The sequence below is a fragment of the Microbacterium sp. Leaf320 genome, assembly GCF_001423485.1.
Taxonomy (GTDB): Bacteria; Actinomycetota; Actinomycetes; order Actinomycetales; family Microbacteriaceae; genus Microbacterium.
Genome location: NZ_LMOD01000003.1, coordinates 572,855 through 591,529, shown reverse-complemented (window position 1 = coordinate 591,529; position 18,675 = coordinate 572,855). Strand labels below are relative to the sequence as shown.

Sequence of the window (18,675 nt, the reverse complement as noted above, 5' to 3'; positions counted from 1 at the left end):
GGCGGCGATCAGGCGGCGGTCAGCCCGACGATGATGCGGCCCAGCGCGTAGTCGAACGCCTCGTTCACGTCTCCGCCCAGACGGAAGGCGCCGGCGAGCTCCATCTGCAGGAATCCCGTCGCCCAGGCGGTGAACAGTCGGGCAGCGTCCAGTGCGTGCTCGGTGCCGACGAGGTGGGCGCACGCGCGCAGAACCGGAGCGGAGGTGCGATGCAGCGACTCTTCGGGAGCTGCGGCGGTGAAGAGCAGACGGAACGACTCAGGATGCTCCTGAGCGAAGCCGCGGTACACGGCGGCGAGTGCGGCGAGTTCGTCGCCGGCGCTCTCGAGGCGACTCGTGAGCTCGTCGGCAGATGCCTCCGCGACCGCGGACATCAGCGCGTCACGATCTCGGATCCGCTTGTAGAGCGACGGTGCCCGCACGCCCACGCGTTCTGCGACCGCCTGCATCGTGAGGCCCGCGGGTCCGGCGGATTCGAGGATGTCGCGGCCGGCGGCGACGATCGCAACCAGGGAGGTTCGTTCGGGTGTCGGCATCCTGAGCTCCTTAATGGCTATTGACAGTAGCCATGATAGCTACGTAAGGTAGCCATCGTCAATCATCCTCTGGAAGGAACGGTCATGAAGCTCGCCCCGCACCTGTATCGACTCGGCAACGACATCGTCGCGTCGTACCTGATCGACCTGCCCGAGGGGATCACGCTCGTCGACGCCGGTCTGCCAGGGCACTGGAACGACCTGCGGCGGACGCTGGCAGAGCTCGGCCGCCCGCTGTCCGACATCCGAGGGCTCGTCCTCACTCACGGTGACAGCGACCACATCGGGTTCGCCGAGCGGCTGCGCAGCGAAACAGGAGTGCCGGTCTTCATCCACTCGGCCGACGCGCACCGGGTGCGCACGGGGGAGAAGCCGAAGACTCCGATGGGGCCGGCCAGGATCGGTCCGATGCTGGGCTTCCTCGCGTACGGGGTGCGCAAGAACGCGCTGCGCACACGGCACGTCTCGGAGGTCGTGGAGGTCGAGGACGGGCAGGTCCTCGACCTGCCCGGATCCCCGGTGGTCATCGGGATGCCGGGGCATTCGCCCGGCAGCATCGCCGTGCACGTGCCCGGTGCGGATGCGGTCTTCGTCGGCGATGCCCTGACCACCCGACACGTGCTGACGGGGCGAGTCGGTGCTCAACCTGCGCCGTTCACGGATGAGCCCGAACGGGCGCTGGCCTCCCTCGACAGGCTGGCAGATGTCTCGGCGTCCTGGGTGCTGCCGGGGCACGGAGCGCCGTGGAAAGGGTCGCCCGCCGACATCGCCGCGGCTGTGCGCGCGGTCTAGGACGCATCCGTCAGCGCGCCGCGAGCACCGCTGCGGTGTCGCTGACCCTGATCTGGGGCGGATACAGCCCCATCACCTGCATCGCCGCCGCGTGGTTCTCGGCCGTCGACCCCGCACACGCGTCGGCGACGAGAGTGACGTGGGCTCCGGCATCCGCTGCGGCCAGCGCCGTCGAGATGACGCAGCAGTCCGTCGAGACGCCCGTGAGCACGACGTGGGCGCCACGACCCACGATCGCCTCGATGTCGCTGCCCCACTTGCCGAACGTCGGCAGATCGAGCGTCGGATGCGGTGACAGACCGACCGCGGCGGGAACGAGATCGAACAGAGGATCGTCCGCGGGCTGGTCTGCGAACGGCCACGCCTCGAAGTACGCACCCCAGGATGTCGAGCGGTCTGCGGTCGGCATCCAGCGCGTCACGATCACCCGATCGCGGAACGACTCTGCAAGCTCGCGGATGCGCGGGATCACGTCGGCGAAGAACGGCGATCCCCACGCCGAGTCGGGTGACGCGAAGATCGCCTGCGGGTCGATCACGACCAGCCAGGAATCCTCGTTCGAGGCGGTGGCGCCGAGGGTCACGCGGTCTGCTCCTGGCGACGGATCCTTCCGGCGCGGGCGAACCACGTCACGACGAACGACAGCACCAGCGCGAAGAAGACCCCGAGGTTGGCGTACGCCCAGTCGCCGTCGACACCGCCGACGAGGCCGAGCAGGTAGCCCTGCCAGTTGTTCCAGGGGGCGGCGTCGGCGAAGCCGTTGAGCACGAAGCCCCAGCCGATCACACTGGCGACCACCATGGTGCCGATCGAGATCCAGTCCCAGGCGCCGTATCTGCCGCGGCTGTCGAACAGGGCCTCGTCGTCGTAGTCCTTCTTGCGCCGGAGGATGTCGGCGATCAGGATGCCGGCCCAGGAGGCGAGCGGCACGCCCAGCGTGATGAGGAAGCTCTGGAACGGGCCGAGGAAGTCGGTGGCGAAGAACACGACGTAGATCGTGCCGATGGTCAGGATCACGCCGTCGATCGCCGCGGCGGACGGGCGGGGGATCCGGATGCCGAGGCTCAGCAGAGTGAGGCCCGACGAGTAGATGCCGAGCACGGCGCCGGAGACGAGCGCGAGCACGGCGGTCAGCAGGAACGGCACGAGGACCCAGATGGGCAGGATCGTCGCGAGCGCGCCGATCGGATCGGAGGCGATAGCCGCGCTGAGCTCGTCGTCGGAACCGGCGAGCAGCAGACCGAAGACCACGAGGATCACGGGCGCGATCGAGCCGCCGATCGTGTTCCAGGCGACGATCGCCCCGTCGGATGCCGTGCGCTTCTGATAGCGCGACCAGTCGGCGGCGATGTTGATCCAGCCGAGGCCGAATCCGGTCATCACCATGACGAGCGCGCCGATGACCTGTCCGATGCCGCCGTCTGGTCGGGCCATGACAGCGGCGATGTCGATGCTCGGGGCGGCGAGGACGATGTAGAGGATCGTCACGGCGCCGGTGACCCAGGTGAGCACCGACTGCAGCTTCATGATCGTGTGATATCCCAGCACGGAGGCTGCGACGATGAGGGCCGCGACGATGACGGTCGCGGTGATCTTCAGCGCGATGCTGTCGCCGTCGCCGCCGAGCTGGGTGATGACGGTGGCCGTGGCGAGCACGGCCATGATCGCGAGGAACGTCTCCCAGCCGATGGACGTCAGCCACGAGACGATCCCGGGCACCTTCTGTCCCTGCACGCCGAAGGCGGCGCGCGAGAGCACCATGGTCGGCGCCGAACCTCGTTTGCCCGCGATCGCGATCAGTCCGCACAGCAGGAACGACACGACGATGCCGATGACCGACACGAGAGTCGCCTGCCAGAACGAGATCCCGAAGCCGAGCACGAAGGATCCGTACGACATGCCGAACACCGAAACGTTGGCTGCGAACCACGGCCAGAACAGGTCGCTCGGCTTCGCCGTGCGGTCGGATTCTGGGATGATCTCGATGCCCGCGCGCTCGATGAGAGCAGGCTTGATGTCCGTCATTCCATCATCCTGGCACTGCGGATGCCCCGCGGGGCTCAGCCGGCGAAGAATGCTCCCGCGACCCGAGTGAGGTCGTGCAGGTCCGAGACACCGGCGAGTTCGCGCGCCGAGTGCATCGACAGGATCGGGATGCCGACGTCGACCGTGCGGATGCCGAGGCGCGTCGCCGTGATCGGGCCGATCGTCGACCCGCATCGCACGTTGTTGTTCGAGACGAACTCCTGCGTGATCACGTCGGCGGTGTCGCACCAGCCGCGCCAGGCGGCGGAGCCGAGGGCATCCGTCGCGTAGCGCTGGTTGGCGTTGAGCTTGAGGATCGGCCCTGAGCCGAGCACGGGCTGCACCACGGGGTCGTGCTTGTGGACGTAGTTGGGGTGCACCGAGTGGCCCACGTCGCTCGACAGGCACCACGACGAAGAGAAGGCACGACGGCGCTCGGAGGCGTCGGCGCCGAGCGCGTCGTACACACGTCCGAGGATGTCCTCGAGGAAGGGGCCTGCCGCGCCGGAACGCGAGTTGGAGCCGAGCTCCTCGTGGTCGAAGGCGGCGAGGATGGCGATGGGGCCGGACGCCGCGGTGTCGATCGACTCGAGTGCGACCACGCCGGCGTGCACCGAGGCGAGGTCGTCGAGGCGACCTGAGGCGAAGAACGCGCGATCCTTGCCGAACACCGCGCCGCGAGCGGTGTCGGCGATCACGACGTCGTAGCCGCGGATGTCGGATGCCGAGACTCCGGCCGAGCCTGCGAGCTCCGCCAGGATGTCCTCCTGGGTCGGGTCGCCGAGGCCCCAGACGGGCTGCGTCTGGAACTGCTTGTCGAGCGCCAGGCTCGTGTTCGCGTCGCGGTCGAGGTGGATCGCGAGCTGGGGGAGGCGCAGCAGCGCTCCTGTGTCGGCGAGCACCACGCGCCCGTCGGCGAGGGCCAGGCGGCCGGCGAGGCGCAGCTCGCGGTCGAGCCAGGAGGTCAGCAGCGGGCCGCCATAGACCTCTACGGCAGCCTGCAGCCAGCCCTTCGACCCTGTTGTCGGCTGCGGCTTGAGCTTGAAGCCGGGGGAGTCGGTGTGGGCGCCCAGCACGTTCGTCGGCGTGATGGCGGTCGCATCCGCGGGGACCGTCCAGGCGATGGCAGCGCCGTCGCGCACGACGACGTATCGGCCGCCGGGCGTCACATCCCACGCATCCTGCTCGTCGAGGCGCGCGAATCCGGCACCCTCCAGTCGCCTGGCCACCTCTGCGGCGGCGTGATAGCTCGAGGGCGAGGCGGCGACGAAGTCGGCGAGGTCCTCGGCGTGGGCGAGAGCGTCCGGGGTGACGGGCATGGGCGACCTTCCTGAAGGGGGTCCTTCGATCGTAATCGGCTCGGTCGGTGGTCGATCGCGGCCGGCCGGTCGGTCGGTCGCCGGAGCCGACCCGACCACTCCGATATGACCGGTATACCGGTATCGATCCGATATCGGCGTTCGATACGGGACTGAATCCAAGCGACCCCCACCGCTAGGGTCGAGGCGCGAGGTGTGTCGTTCCGAACGATGCGGGGAGACCTCGGGGGAGAAAACAGGGGACAGCTGTGTCTGCACACGCTCACTCGTCCATTCGTCGCGCCATCGCCGGTGCGACGGCAGCACTTCTGATCGCGGTCGGACTCACGGTGGTCACAGACACCGTGGCGCCGACGTCGGCGTCGGCAGCTCAGAACCCCACGCAGTGCGCGGGTTCGCTGTCGCTCGACAACGGCAGCTTCGAGCAGCCCGTGTTCGCGTCGGGGATCATCATCGCCGACGAGGCGCTCGTGCCCGGCTGGTTGACGACCGCCACGGACAACCAGATCGAACTGTGGCGTTCCCCGGGCAACCCCCGCAACTACCCGGCGGGTCAGGGATCGCAGTTCGCCGAGCTCAACGCCACCCAGGCGAGCACGCTCTACCAGGATGTCGCCACGACGCCGGGGCAGACCCTGTACTGGTCGCTCAAGCACCGCGGCCGCGAGGGCAACGACACGATGCGTGTCGTGATCGGCGTTCCGGGGAGCACCCTCGCCAACGTCAGCGGCTCGCTCACCGACGGCACCGCGGCCTGGGGAACCCACACGGGCTCGTACACCGTGCCCGCCGGGCAGACCACGACGCGCTTCGGATTCCAGGCGGTCAGCAGCGCGACCGGCAACGCCTCCGTCGGCAACCTGCTCGACGACATCTCCTTCGGCACCGGACCCTGCCTCATCTCGACCAAGTCGGTCGCGAACCTCACCCGCGGCGGTACCTCGGCCGAGATCGGCGACACGCTGCGCTACACCGTCACCACTCGCAACGACGGCGGAAACCCGGCCCTCCAGTCGGTCTCGACCGACGTCCTCCCTGCGGGGATCGACTTCGTGCCCGGCTCCATCCGCATCGTGAGCGGCGCGGGAGCCGGCGCCCTCACCGACGCCACGGGCGATGACCGGGGCGAGTACACGGGCGGCACCCGCACGCTGCGGGTGCGCCTCGGCGACGGTGGAAATGCCACGGTGGGCGGCTCGGTCGGCGTCGACGCGGTCACGTCGTACACGTTCGACGCCAAGGTCAGGACGGAGGCCGCCGGCACCACGATCGTCAACGAGGCGCGGGTCGCCTTCCGCGAGCCGGTCACGAACATCGACCGCACGTCGACGACGCAGGAGGCACTGACGCCGGTGAACCAGGCGGCCGATCTCGCGATCACCAAGACGCTCGCCACGAGTCCGCTGGTCGCGGGCCAGCCTGCGACCTTCACGATCGGGGTCACGAACAACGGACCCCAGACCGGCACGGGAGTCACAGTGACGGATGCAGTGCCTGCCGGCTTCACGGCTGTTCAGGCCACGCCGAGCGGCGGATCCTGCACCGTCGGCGGCACGATCACCTGTGCCCTCCCCGACCTCGCGGTCGGGGCCAGCGCGACGATCACCGTGACCGGTACGGTCTCGCCCTCGTTCGAGCCGGGAGCAGCACTCACGAACACCGCCTCGGTGACGGGGTCGCGATTCGACGTCAACCCCGCCAACAACACCGCGACCGCGTCGGGCACCCTGACCGCGATCAGCGATGTGTCGGTGACCAAGACGTTCTCCCCGGAGGCCCCGGTCGCCGGTCAGAACGTCACCTACACGCTCATCACCCGCAACGACGGTCCGTCCGAGGCGCGCGATGTGCGCCTCACCGATCCGATCGACCCCGAGACCACCGTCGTGAGCGTCCTGTCCGACCAGGGCGAGTGCGCCGTCGATCTCGGCGTGGTCGAGTGCAGCATCGGCACACTCGCACCCGGTGCCGAGGTGACGACAACCGTCGTCGTCGAGATCGCCGCCGGCGCTGCCGCCGTCGTGCAGAACTCGGCGAGCGTCACGAGCAGCACCCCCGACTCCGACCCGACGAACAACGTCGACTCCACCAGCTTCCAGCCCGACATCATCGCCGATCTCGCGGTGACGAAGACACCGTCGGTGTCGCAGGTCGCGGCCGGAGGTGCGGTCGACTTCACGATCACTGTGACCAACAACGGTGACTCGGATGCCGTCAACGCGGTGCTCGACGACACCATGCCTTCCGGCTTCACCGTGACGGGGGTCACTACCCCGGCCGGGGCCGACTGCTCGTTCACCGACACCACGGTTCGCTGCACCTGGGCGGACCTCGCCGATCAGGCCACCGCCACCGTCGTCGTGTCGACCGTGGTCGCGGCCGACGCCCCGGCGGGCACCACCAGCAACACCGCCTCTGTCGCATCGCCGGCAGAAGACGTCGACACCACGAACAACTCCGCCTCGGCAGAGGTCGAGATCGTGCAGAGCGCCGACCTCAGCATCGCGAAGACCGCGCCGCCCACAGGCACGCCGGGCAGCGGTTTCACATACTCGATCGAGGTCGCGAACAACGGCCCGTCCGTCGCGCGTGCGGTGACGATCACCGACACGCTCCCTGCAGGTTTCACCCTCGAGTCGATCAGTCCGGGCTGCACCATCGGGGGCGGCACGGTGAACTGCGCTGTGGGCGATCTCGCGCCCGGTGCGACGGCCACGGTGAACATCGGCGGCACGTGGGCGGCGACCGCTTCGGGCACGATCCGCAACACGGCGACCACCACCTCGGCGACGCCCGACCCGGTTCCGGCGAACAACACCTCCAGCGTCGACGTCGCGCTGACTCCGAGCGCGGACGTCAGCGTCGTGAAGACGACATCGACTCCGAGCATCCCGCTGGGAGGGGTGGCGAGCTTCGTGATCACGGTGCGCAACGACGGGCCGTCCGCCGCAGCGGGCGTCGTCGTGACCGAGGTCGCGCCGGCCGGACTCGAGGTCACCTCGGCCACGCCGAGCGCGGGCGCCTGGTCGCCCGCCGACCACCAGTGGACCGTCGGCACTCTGCTCCCCGGCGAATCGGCGACTCTGACCGTGACGGCCACCGCGACCGTGGTCGGCACGCTGACCAACAACGCGACGGCGACCTCGCCGACGCCCGATCCCGATCCGTCCGACAACACCGGCACCTCGACGGTCGTCGTGACGCCGTCGGCCGACCTGTCGATCGTGAAGACGAGCTCGGCGAACCCGGCACCGGTGAACGGGCCGATCACGTACACGATCGTCGTGACGAACAACGGACCCAGCCCGGCATCCGCCGTCGCGATCTCGGACTCCCTGCCGGCCGGCCTGCTGAACCCGACGACGCCCACCGCCGGCTGCGCGATCACCGGGGCGCAGCTCGACTGCGCGGTCGGCACGCTCGCCGTCGGCGCGGCCTTCACCGCGACGGTCAGCGGCACGGTCGACCCGGCGATCGCGAGCGCCACGCTGTCGAACACCGCGACCGTGACGTCGACGACGCCGGATCCCGATCCGTCCGACAACACCTCGACGGTCGAGGTCCCCGTGTCGGGCACCCCGCAGGTCGAGCTCGTGAAGACTGCAGGAGCCCCGGTCGACGCGAACGGGAACGGACGCACCGACGTCGGCGACACCGTCGCCTACACGTTCACGGTGCGCAACACCGGCACCGTCACGCTCACGAGTGCGGCGATCACCGATCCTCTGCTCGGAGGAGCGGTCGCCTGTGCGGCATTCGGCGCACCGCTCGCACCGGGTGCCTCGGTGACCTGCGCGCCGGTGGTCTACACGCTCACGCAGCAGGACATCGATGAGGGCACGGTGCACAACGAGGCATCCGTGACCGCCCAGTCCGCTCTCGGTGCGGCGACCGACGGCGCGGAGGCCGATGTGACTGTTCCCGCAGTGAACAGCATCGTTCTGACGAAGTCGCCGAGCACGGTGATCGATGTCGACGGCGGCGCGCAGGTGACGTCCGGCGACACCATCGCCTACACGTTCACCGTCACGAACACCGGCACCACGACCCTGACGAACGCGCAGATCACCGACCCGATGCTGGGCGGACCGGTCGTGTGCGCGGTGCTCGCGGGGGCTTCGCTTGCCCCGGGGGCATCCGTGACGTGCGCGCCGGTCGACTACACGCTGACTCAGGACGACATCGATGCGGGGATCGTGCGCAACACCGCATCGGTCACGGCCGATGCCCCGGTCGGAACGGTGTCGGACACGGCATCCGCCTCCGCCGACATCGATCAGACCGCCGGCATCGACCTGCAGAAGAACGTCGGCCTGGTGCAGGACGCGAACGGCGACGGGTTCATCGGCGCCGGTGACACGGTCCAGTACACCTTCACGACGAGCAACACGGGCAACACGACCCTGAGCGACGTGGAGATCACCGACCCACTGCTCGGAGCCGGAGTGCTGTGCACGATCGACGAGCTCGGCGTCGGCGCCTCCAGCGACTGCGGGCCGTTCACCTACACGCTCACGCAGGCGGACATCGAGAACGGCAGCCGTCCGAACACGGCCACCGCGACCGGCACCGGACCGCTGGGTGCCGTGAGCGATGACGCCTCCGCAGAGGTGCTGTTCGCGGGCACTCCCGGCATCTCCCTGACGAAGACTCCGGGCGAGCCGGTCGACGCGAACGACGACGGGATGATCGGGGCCGGCGACACCATCGCCTACTCGTTCCGCATCAGCAACACCGGCACGACGGTACTGACCGACATCGTGCTCGACGACCCGCTGCTCGGCGGCGCCGTGGACTGCCCCGCGCTCGACGGTCTCGCCCTCGTGCCGACCGACGACGTCGACTGCGGACCCGTCGAGTACGTGCTCACGCAGGCTGACATCGACGCCGGCATCGTGCGCAACACCGCGACGGTGACCGGTCAGTCGGTCGCCGGCAGCGCCGAGGGCACGGATGACGCGGATGTGACCGTGGTCGGCACCGATGCGCTCACGCTGCTGAAGTCGGCTGCGGCCGTCGTCGACGCGAACGGCAACGGACGGACGGATGCCGGCGACACCATCGCCTACACGTTCACCGTCACCAACACGGGCACGACGACGCTCTCCGGCATCTCGGTGTCGGACCCGCGCCTGAGCGGAGACGTCGTCTGCGACGCGACCGACCTCGCCCCTGGTGAGTCGGCGCTGTGCGAGGGGCCTGCCGCGGTGCTCACCCAGGCCGAGATCGACGCGGCGCAGATCGTCAACACCGCCACGGCGACGGGAACGGGAACCGGCACGGTGCCGCCGACCGTGGACGACACCGTGATCACGCCTCTCGAGGCGCAGCCGGCGATCGCGCTCGCGAAGACCGGTGGCGAGTACGCCGACGCGAACGGCAACGGCAAGGTGGATGCCGGCGACACGGTGCAGTTCCGCTTCACCGTGACGAACACCGGAGCACGCACGCTGACGGACATCGCGATCGACGACCCGAAGCTCGGAGGGATGCTCGCGTGCGACGTGCCCGACCTCGCACCGGGCGACACCGCGGCCTGCGGACCGATCGGCTACACGCTGACGACGGCGGATGTCGCGAACGGTCAGGTCGTGAACGTCGCGACGGTGAGCGGTGCCGCGGGCACGATCATCGTCACGGCGGCCGCCACCACGACGGTCGATCTCGACGTCCTCGCGACGACCGGCGGCGTCATCACCGGTCTGGGCTGGGCGCTCGCACTGCTCGCGATCGGTGCGCTCGTGCTCCTGATCTCGCGCGTGCGTCGCCGGGAGACCGCAGCCCTGACCAGCTGAGAGTCGAAGTGAGGCGCCCGGCACGAATCCCGTGTCGGGCGCCTCACTGCTCATCCGGCATCCTCGTGCGGCCTCGAGCGCTGTTCACGTGCGCTGTTCACCTCCCGGTCACCATCGCCGGGTACCGTGAGTGCCGATAGCGCCTAGGGTTCCGGGGTTCGTCCCGTCTGGTCCGAGCGGCGCCACGGTGTCCCTCCGCAGGGATGCCGTCATCTGACAGGACAAAAGCCCGGAGGACCCTGTTCGTCGCGCCTCGCGACGGACGGAAGGGTCTCACATGTCCGCTCTCGCCTTCGCCCTCGTCTTCGCCGCCGCGATCACCCACGCTGCGTGGAACGTCATCGCGCACGGGGTGAGCAAGGCGGGCATGCCGTTCCTGTGGTGGGGCGCCGTCGGGGGCACGGTCGTGTGGATCGGGGTCATCCCATTCACCGGCGGGCTCGGCACCGATGACCTGCGCGGCTTCCTGTTGGGCGTGGGGGTGTCGGCAGTGCTGCATGTGATCTACATGGCGGTCCTGCAGCGCGGATACCGCGAGGGCAACCTGTCCACCGTCTACGCGACCGCGAGGGGCACAGGGCCGTTCCTGTCGGTCATCGTCGCCGTGTTGCTGCTGGGGGAGCGCCCGTCCGCCCTCGCGCTCGTCGGGGTCGGCGCGATCATCCTCGGAGTGGTCGCGATCGGGCTCGTCGACCGTGGACGCTCGTCCCGCTCGCGGCGAACCATCGACCCTGGACTCCTGTTCGGTCTTCTCACCGGCGTCGCGATCGCGGTCTACACGATCTGGGATGCCAACGCCGTGCGCACCTGGAACCTGTCGCCCGTCGCGTTCATGGTCGGCACGATGCTGCTCGAGATCCCGTTCTACTCGATCGGTGTCCGCGGGCGGTGGGCGGCCGTCCGCACGCTCGGCCGCACGCAGTGGCGACGCATCGTGGCGTTCAGCATCCTGTCGCCGCTGTCGTACATCCTCGTCCTCACCGCCATCCAGATCGCGCCCGTCGCCCTCGTCGCCCCGCTGCGCGAGGTCAGTGTCGTGCTGGTCAGCCTGTTCGGCGTCTTCGCGCTGAAGGAGAGCAGGCCGGGGTGGCGGATCGCCGCATCCGCCGTCGTCGCCGCCGGAATCGTGCTGCTCGCGCTGTAGGGACTCGGATCGCCTGGGGCCGGACGCAGGCGGAACGCGTCAGGCGAATCGGGTGATTGTATGGATCGCTCGAAGCCGCACGCAGGTGGAGTGCGGCAGGCGAATCGGGTGATTGTATGGATGCTGTGTCAGTCGAGTGGAGTCTTCGAGCGAGCAGTCCTTCGGATGCTCCGTGGATGGCGGAGCTGCGGGCGATCGTCATGCGCCCCGATCTCGAGCGCCTGGGCCGGTACGACCCTGTGCGCGTGCGGCAGCGGTTCCTCGATGCGTTCGCTCCGGAGAACACGCGGGTGATCGTCATGGACGGGGAGGACGTCGGTCTCATCGCGGTCCGGGGCGAACCCGACGCCGTGTGGATCGAGCACTTCTACCTCGCGCCGGGGTCTCAGGGGCGCGGGCTGGGCTCTGCGGTGCTCGCAGACGTCTTGCTGGAGCGTTCTGACGGCGATGAGCGGCCGTTCCGCCTCAACGTGCTGCAGGGGAGTGCGGCACGTCGGTTGTATGAGAGGCACGGCTTCGTGCTCGAGAGCGAGGATGCTGTCGACGTGTTCCTGAAGGCGGAGTCGGTGCGAGGCTGAGCTTTCGGCCCTGCCCGCTTTCTCCCGTCCTGCTCGCTTTCTCCCGGCCTGCTCGCTTTCTCCCGTCCTGCCCGCCGGTCCCGCCCCTGCCGGACCTGTCCTTCGGGATCACTGAACCCGCCCGCGGGTCTTGCTCGGTGTCATCCTCCTATCGTGCCGACGGCCTCACTCCCGTTCCCATCCGAGTCTCTCCGGACCGCTCGGGGCCGTGACGCCTGCCCGGTCTCGACGCGTGCGTGGTCTCGTTTCGTCCCGACGCTCCCATCGACTGTCTCGCCGAATCGCTCGGAGCCGTGACGCCTGCCCGGTCTCGACGCGTGCGCGGTCTCGTTTCGTCCCGACGCTCCCATCGACTGTCTTGCCGAATCGCTCGGAGCCGTGACGCCCGCGCGGGTCTCGACGTGTGCGCGGTCTCGTTTCGTCCCGACGCTCCCCAGATCCCGCTTCATCGCATCATTCTGGGAGATTGGAATACGGCTCTGATCTGGGGTAATTCGGTGTGGTTTCGGGTCCTGAATGTCGGTGGTCCCGGGTTGACTTATGGGTATGAACAGCACTGCGGAGCTTCTGGATCGGGTCATCGCCGACCTCGACAGGGTGCTGTCCGACGATGCGCTGGCCGGGTTGACGGACGCGGAACGGATCACGGTGCTGCAGGGTGCGGGTGCGGTCTTCCGTCGTGCGGAGGCGGTGATCGTCGAGACGGTCGCGACGGGCGATCCGGGTGACTTCCCGCACTCGGCGGGGTGCCGGGGGTTGAATGAGTTGCTGCAGCGGACGGTGCGGGTGGATGTGCGCGGTGCGTCCCGGGTCGACAGGGTCGTCGATCTGGTGCGGCGCCCGGTGAGTCTGGCGGGGGAGCGGATGCCGGCGCGGTGGTCGGAGTTGCGGCTCGCGTTGTTGGATGGGGTGGTCGGTGTGGCGGGGTTTCTGGCGGCGACCGGGCCGATCGAGAAGGTGTGGGATCGCCTAACGGTCGATCAACGCCTAGCGGCGGATGTCGCCTTGGCGGGCTGCGCGCGCGGGCACGGACTCGTGGCCCACGATGACGAGGACCCAGATGCCGACCCGGACTCAGAACTTGGTGGTGACGAGGGCGCACCGGGTCCGGCGCCGACCGTTCAGGACTTGACAGCTCTTGCCGAGGATCTTGCGTCGATGTTCGACCCGGATGGGGAAGAACCGAAGGATGAGGACTCGAAGCGTCGGCGAGGCATCACGATCGGGCGACTCAAGGATGGCGTGCACGCGATCCGCGGATATTTGACCCCTGAGGTCGCGGCGCAGTTGCAGTTGATCATCGACGCGATCCTCAACCCCAAAGGCGATGGCCCGCCGATGCCTGGAGTGTTCTTCGCGCCCAGTGACAGTTCGGATATGGGCTCTGCCTCTGCCGCTGCCGCTGCCGCTGACGCTGACGCTGACGTCGACGTCGACGTCGATGCGGATGCGGATGCGTATGCTGGCGCAGGCGGTGACGACGCGGATCCGTTCAACTCCGACCCGCGGTGTGTGCTCGATGATCGCACCGCGTCGCAGAAACGCCACGATGCCCTCGCGATGCTGTTCGCGATCGCTGCCCGTCACAACGACATGCCCACCCTCGGTGGAGCGGCACCGGTGCTCGTCGTGAACGTCGACGCGAAAGACCTCGCCGGCGAAGCGGGCGGCAACGGTGGTTGGGCGACGATTCCCGGATCCGGTGCCCACCTGCCCGTCTCCGTCGCCGCGCACGTCGGATGCGCCGGCACCATCCAGCGGGTTCTCATGGATGAGGGGCGGATCATCGGGATCACGACCACCGACCGGGTGTTCACGGTGCATCAACGGCGGGCGATCGTCGCCCGCGACAAAGAGTGTCTGATTCCCGGGTGTCATGTTCCGGCGTCGTGGTGTGAGATCCACCATGTCGTCGAGCACGCGAGGGGTGGTCCGACGCATACGGATAACGGTGTGCCGTTGTGCTGGTGGCATCACCGATCCCTCGGCAGCTCGGGGTGGGAGATTCGGATGGATGACGGTGTTCCGCAGGTGCGGGGGCCGAGATGGTGGGACCCCGAGCAACGATGGCGCACACCGAGACTCAGCCTCCCGCGAAAGCGCCACCGATCGCCGACACTCGCTCGCGTCGGCTGAAGCCCGTCCTCACTGGCTCGACCTTGCTCGCGTCGTCTGGAACCCGCGAACACCAAGTGTTCTGCGTGCCGTGCACCGCACAGCGACCGTGGTCGCCGTTGCGTCTTCTTGGTGCCCGGAGCAGCAGCCGCGGAAACCAGGTCAGAGACTCAGCGGAACTCGACCAGGCCGGCGTGCGCTGCGGTGACGAGGATCTGCACGCGGTCGCGCACGTGCCACTTCGACATGATGCGACCGAGGTGGGCTTTCACTGTGCCCTCCGAGACGATGAGCGTCCGCGCGATCTCGGCGTTCGACATGCCCTGGGCCAGACGCTGCAGCACCTCCTGCTCACGCTCGGTGAGCACCTCCAGCGTGCCGTCATTGCCCACCGGCTCTGTGTCGCGCACATGCTTGATCAGCAGCGACGCGATCCGCGGAGACAGCGAGCTCGCACCGCTGTACACCTCTCGCACACCCTCGAGGATGCTCGCCGCACTCGAGTCCTTCAACAGGTACCCCGAGGCGCCCGCGCTGAGCATCGGCAGCACAGTGTCACTGCCATCCAGCGTGGTCACGGCCAGGATCTTCACCTCCGGCCAGCGCTCGCTGATCACGGCCGTCGCCTCGATGCCATCCATCTCCGGCATTTGCACGTCCATCATGACGACGTCAGGATGCTCGCGCTCGACGGCCGCGATGCCCTCCAGGCCCGTCTCGGCCTCGCCTACGACGTTGATCTCGGGGTCGCGAGATACGAAGTGCGAGAGTGCTGAACGCACCAGTGGGTCGTCATCGACGATGAGAACGCGGATTTCCGGCATGTGGGAAGCCTAACTGGGGTCGCTGTGCGGCGTTCAGACCTAGACCTTTGGCTAGTGATGTCTAGACGTGTGACAGATGTGAAGCGTGCAGATCACCGAGAAGATGAACTTATTACTTCACAAAAGTCCAACAACGGAGGTGAATCACTATGACTTTCTGGCAGGCATTCAACCAGTTCTTTGGCTTCACTCGCTAATCTACCTGGCTATTAGGAGATACTGAAGCATGGCTTTTGGTCCCCCCCGCACTGGCGACTCTGTCGTTTCACGGCTCGGGAGGGGAGAGAAGCTCAGCACGATCGAACGCATCGCCGTTCTCGCGACCGTCGGCACGATAGTCGCCTTCGGGATAGTCGGACTGTTCCTCCCTCCAGGAGTGGACCCGTTCGTCGCCGCGGTCAGCATCACATCGACCGCCGTGCTCGTTCTGTATCTCTGGTGGCCCCTCATCGCGACGTGCGCACTCGCCGTCGTGTTCGCGCTCTCGTTCTTCACGGGAACCCAGACTGAAGTGCTGACCGTCGCCGCACTCGCGGCGGCTCTGGTCATGCGACTCGGCTGGAACGCACTCATCCTCTCGTACGCGGGAGTCTTCCTCCTCGCGACGGCACTCGTTGCCTTCGGCGAGACAAGCACGCCGATCAACCTCGGCATCTACCTCATTTCCGCGACCGTCGCCGGTGCCGTCGGCTTCGCACTTCGTGTCGCGTTCGCCCGAGGGCGGACCCTCGAAGTGCAGTTGGCCGAGAAGGCCGAGCAGGAGCGCCAAGCAGTACTCGCCGAACGACGTTGGATCGCCGGCGAGCTGCACGACAGCATCGCGCACCACCTCACCGTCGTGTCGCTGCACGTGCAGATGCTCGACGACGATCGCACCAGCACCGATTCGCAAGAGGCGATCCGGATCGCCGCCCGCAAGGCGATGACCGATCTCCGCTTCGTGATCGACCTCGCCGACGACGGCCCTCGTTCCGAGGGCATGCCGACCGGCGACCTCGCCGCATCCATCGATGAGGCGAAGCAGGAATTCGAATCCGCCGGGCACGCGGTACTGCTCGACGGAGATCCCGGGGACGAGCGCATCCCCCGCGCCGCCGAGATCATCCTCGCGCGCATCATGCGCGAATCCGCCACCAACATCCTCAAATACGCCGGTCAGGGCGAGATCGAGATCAGACTCGATGTCGACGACGACATGGCACGGATGACTGTGAGCAGCCCGCTGTCGGTGACACCGCGGCGTGAGCTCTCCTCCAGCCGCACCGGAATCGGCCGAATGGCCGAGCGGGTGCTCGGCGCGAGCGGCGAGTTCAGTGCCGGAGAAGTCGATGGTCGGTGGGTCGTGACCGCACGTCTACCGATCGCTCGGTCCGTCGCGACGCCCTGACCAACGAGTGCTCGCCAACCTCTCCGGAGGCAGGGAAATGCCGGAACTCATTCCGAAAACCCCGGAAATCCGGGCCCTAATCGCAGAATACTAGACGAAGGTCTAGGTCATGTCTCGACATTAGGCTGTGTTCCATGGTGTAGCCGGACGCTTACATTGGGTATACCCCAGAAATAGCGCATCCCCAGCGCTGTGATCGCGAGCGCGGTCCTTGGAATCTGATCCCCATCGCGCTCGCGATCGGCTTCTCTCCCTCACGGATGAGAAGTCTGCTGTCCCGGCTCCTAGCCGCCGACTGCACGCATGTAGTGACCGTCCGTCGATATTCCGGACGCTGCGACCGTGAAGCGAACGACCTCGCTGAGATAGCGATCCTCCGATGCCTCGAAGATGCGCCCGTCCGCGTCGCGCGAGATGCGGCTCAGCCGCAGGATCGGCGTCCCCGGGGGGACTCGCAGCAACGCGGCATCCTGGTCGTCCGCGGCGACCGCGTCGATCTGGTGCTCGAGCCCGACGATGGGGTGCCCGACCGAGCCGAGGTACTCCGTGATCGAGATCTCGTCGGTGTCCACCTCGAACAGTCTTCGTCCGACCGCCTCTGTGTAGAAGAGTCGCTCGAGCATGGTCGGGCGTCCGTCGAGCAGGCGCAGTCGCACGACGCCGACGATCGTGTCATCCGGTGCGACGCCGAGCATGTCCGCGCGATCACCCGCGCGGCGCAGGCTCAGCTCCTGCGTCTGCGCCCCCGGGGTGACGCCGAGATCTCGCGCCCATCGTGTGAACGGCACCGACATGTCGACCGCCTGGCTCGCCTTGCGTGCGACCACTCGCGCGGGGCGCCCGCGGCCCGTCTCGATGAGTCCTTCGCTCTTCAGGGCCGCCAGTGCATTGCGGATGGGACCGCGCGATGTCTGCCATCGAGCCGCGAGATCCGCTTCGGTCGGCACGTCGTCGCCGGGGCGCAGGATGCCCGCGGCGATCTGCGCGCGCAGGTCGTCGGCTATCTGGGTGTATACAGCTTCGGCCACATAGGCATACTACTTGGCACCCAGGCAGGACCTGTGTCCGTTCCACGCGTGTTCATCCGAGGAAATCGTGGGTGAACGAACCCTGAACTCTTCCGAGTTAGGTATATATCTCGGCGTGCGGGCTGTCAGAGTTGCTCACGGATCACCCCTCCCACCGTGAAAGGTCCTCATGAAGCTCCGCGCTCTCCCCCTACTCGCCGGCGCCGCGATCCTCGCGCTCGGCCTCGCCGCCTGCTCCGGCTCCGCCGAGGCCACCGGCTCGTCCGCCGCCGACGAGTCGTCCACCGCCAGCGGCTTCGCGGTCGACGAGAACACGCTCGTCTTCGGCGTCGTTCCCGACTCGGTCGACACCGAGACGAACTACCAGCCCCTGATGGACTACATCGCCGAGATCACCGGCAAGTCCGTCGAGTACCACGAGTCCACCGACTACGCGGCTCTCATCGAGGCCGCAGTCGCCGGCAAGGTCGATGTCGCCTCGTTCTCGGGCTTCACCTATGTGACCGCGACCAACAACGGCGCGAAGCTCACCCCGATCTCCTCGATCGTCACCGAAGAGGGCCAGGAACCCGGCTACTACTCGCAGGCGATCGTCCCCGCCGACAGCGACATCTCGAGCATCGAGGACTTCGCGGGCAAGAAGGTCTGCTTCGTCGACCCGTCGTCGACGTCGGGCTACCTCTTCCCGTCGTACAACCTGCTCGAAGCGGGCATCGACCCCCAGGCCGACATCACCCCGGTCTTCGCGGGCAAGCACGACGTCAGCGTGCAGAAGGTCGGCGAGGGAGTCGAGTGCGAGGTCGGCTTCGCGGAGGATTCCGAAGTCGAGAAGTCGGATGCCGTGAAGGTCATCGACGAGACGATGGTCCCTGGTGCGCCGCTCGTCTACTCCTCGACTCTTCCCGATGACGTCTCGAAGAAGCTCATCGACGGGCTCTCCGAGATCACGATCGACGACATCATCGCCGCGGGCATCGACAGTGCCGACACGGACTCGTTCCGCAGCGTCTTCTTCGCCACCAAGTCGGTCGACGACGCGTACTACGACCTGATCCGCGACATCTGCAAGGAGACCGAAGCGGAGCAGTGCCAGGGCTGACCCCCGGCGTCCGCTTCGCTCCCGTTCGTTGAG

Annotated in this window: 13 protein-coding genes; 7 read left to right on the top strand and 6 right to left on the bottom strand. The window is 67.8% G+C overall.

Features of this window, described 5'->3' with window-relative positions; all coding sequences use genetic code 11:
• Positions 1–8: 8 nt before the first annotated feature.
• On the bottom strand, positions 9–536 hold the full coding sequence (locus tag ASF63_RS12805) for a TetR/AcrR family transcriptional regulator (RefSeq protein WP_056514454.1): 528 nt from the start codon (positions 534–536) through the stop codon (positions 9–11).
• A gap of 84 nt (positions 537–620) precedes the next feature.
• On the opposite strand from ASF63_RS12805, the gene ASF63_RS12800 reads away from it, so the two are divergent.
• A complete protein-coding gene (locus tag ASF63_RS12800; RefSeq protein WP_056514451.1) occupies positions 621–1,328 on the top strand; it encodes an MBL fold metallo-hydrolase in 708 nt (235 codons plus the stop codon).
• 10 nt (positions 1,329–1,338) lie between these two features.
• Here ASF63_RS12800 and ASF63_RS12795 read toward each other — a convergent pair whose 3' ends face one another.
• The 3 genes from ASF63_RS12795 to ASF63_RS12785 are packed head-to-tail and all read right to left on the bottom strand — an operon-like array spanning position 1,339 to position 4,672.
• Positions 1,339–1,911: a cysteine hydrolase family protein gene (locus ASF63_RS12795; protein ID WP_056514448.1), complete on the bottom strand. Its 573-nt coding sequence runs from the start codon at positions 1,909–1,911 to the stop codon at positions 1,339–1,341.
• Entirely contained in the window at positions 1,908–3,353 is a 1,446-nt protein-coding gene (locus tag ASF63_RS12790; protein WP_056514445.1) for a purine-cytosine permease family protein, read from the bottom strand. The genes ASF63_RS12795 and ASF63_RS12790 overlap by 4 nt, the downstream gene beginning before the upstream one ends.
• A 35-nt stretch (positions 3,354–3,388) precedes the next feature.
• A complete protein-coding gene (locus ASF63_RS12785; RefSeq protein ID WP_056514441.1) occupies positions 3,389–4,672 on the bottom strand; it encodes a M18 family aminopeptidase in 1,284 nt (427 codons plus the stop codon).
• A 248-nt stretch (positions 4,673–4,920) separates the two neighbouring features.
• Here ASF63_RS12785 and ASF63_RS12780 point away from each other — a divergent pair, with 248 nt between their 5' ends.
• The 4 genes from ASF63_RS12780 to ASF63_RS12765 all read left to right on the top strand — a co-directional run bounded on the left by ASF63_RS12780 (position 4,921) and on the right by ASF63_RS12765 (position 14,325).
• Complete coding sequence (locus tag ASF63_RS12780) at positions 4,921–10,467, top strand: DUF11 domain-containing protein (protein WP_056514439.1); 5,547 nt, start codon at positions 4,921–4,923, stop codon at positions 10,465–10,467.
• Between the two features lie 277 nt (positions 10,468–10,744).
• A complete protein-coding gene (locus tag ASF63_RS12775) occupies positions 10,745–11,611 on the top strand; it encodes an EamA family transporter (protein WP_056514437.1) in 867 nt (288 codons plus the stop codon).
• A gap of 176 nt (positions 11,612–11,787) precedes the next feature.
• Positions 11,788–12,189 carry a GNAT family N-acetyltransferase gene (locus ASF63_RS12770; protein WP_235560786.1) on the top strand — a complete coding sequence of 134 codons (402 nt, stop codon included), beginning with the start codon at positions 11,788–11,790 and terminating at the stop codon, positions 12,187–12,189.
• Between the two features lie 546 nt (positions 12,190–12,735).
• Positions 12,736–14,325, top strand: coding sequence for an HNH endonuclease signature motif containing protein (locus ASF63_RS12765; protein ID WP_162238885.1), 1,590 nt, complete (start codon positions 12,736–12,738; stop codon positions 14,323–14,325).
• Positions 14,326–14,474: 149 nt separating this feature from the next.
• Here ASF63_RS12765 and ASF63_RS12760 read toward each other — a convergent pair whose 3' ends face one another.
• On the bottom strand, positions 14,475–15,128 hold the full coding sequence (locus ASF63_RS12760; RefSeq protein ID WP_056514430.1) for a response regulator: 654 nt from the start codon (positions 15,126–15,128) through the stop codon (positions 14,475–14,477).
• A 226-nt stretch (positions 15,129–15,354) separates the two neighbouring features.
• On the opposite strand from ASF63_RS12760, the gene ASF63_RS12755 reads away from it, so the two are divergent.
• A complete protein-coding gene (locus ASF63_RS12755; RefSeq protein ID WP_056514427.1) occupies positions 15,355–16,515 on the top strand; it encodes a sensor histidine kinase in 1,161 nt (386 codons plus the stop codon).
• A 284-nt stretch (positions 16,516–16,799) separates the two neighbouring features.
• Here ASF63_RS12755 and ASF63_RS12750 read toward each other — a convergent pair whose 3' ends face one another.
• Positions 16,800–17,543 carry a GntR family transcriptional regulator gene (locus ASF63_RS12750; RefSeq protein WP_056514424.1) on the bottom strand — a complete coding sequence of 248 codons (744 nt, stop codon included), beginning with the start codon at positions 17,541–17,543 and terminating at the stop codon, positions 16,800–16,802.
• A gap of 169 nt (positions 17,544–17,712) precedes the next feature.
• Here ASF63_RS12750 and ASF63_RS12745 point away from each other — a divergent pair, with 169 nt between their 5' ends.
• A complete protein-coding gene (locus tag ASF63_RS12745; RefSeq protein ID WP_056514422.1) occupies positions 17,713–18,642 on the top strand; it encodes a phosphate/phosphite/phosphonate ABC transporter substrate-binding protein in 930 nt (309 codons plus the stop codon).
• Positions 18,643–18,675 lie beyond the last annotated feature (33 nt).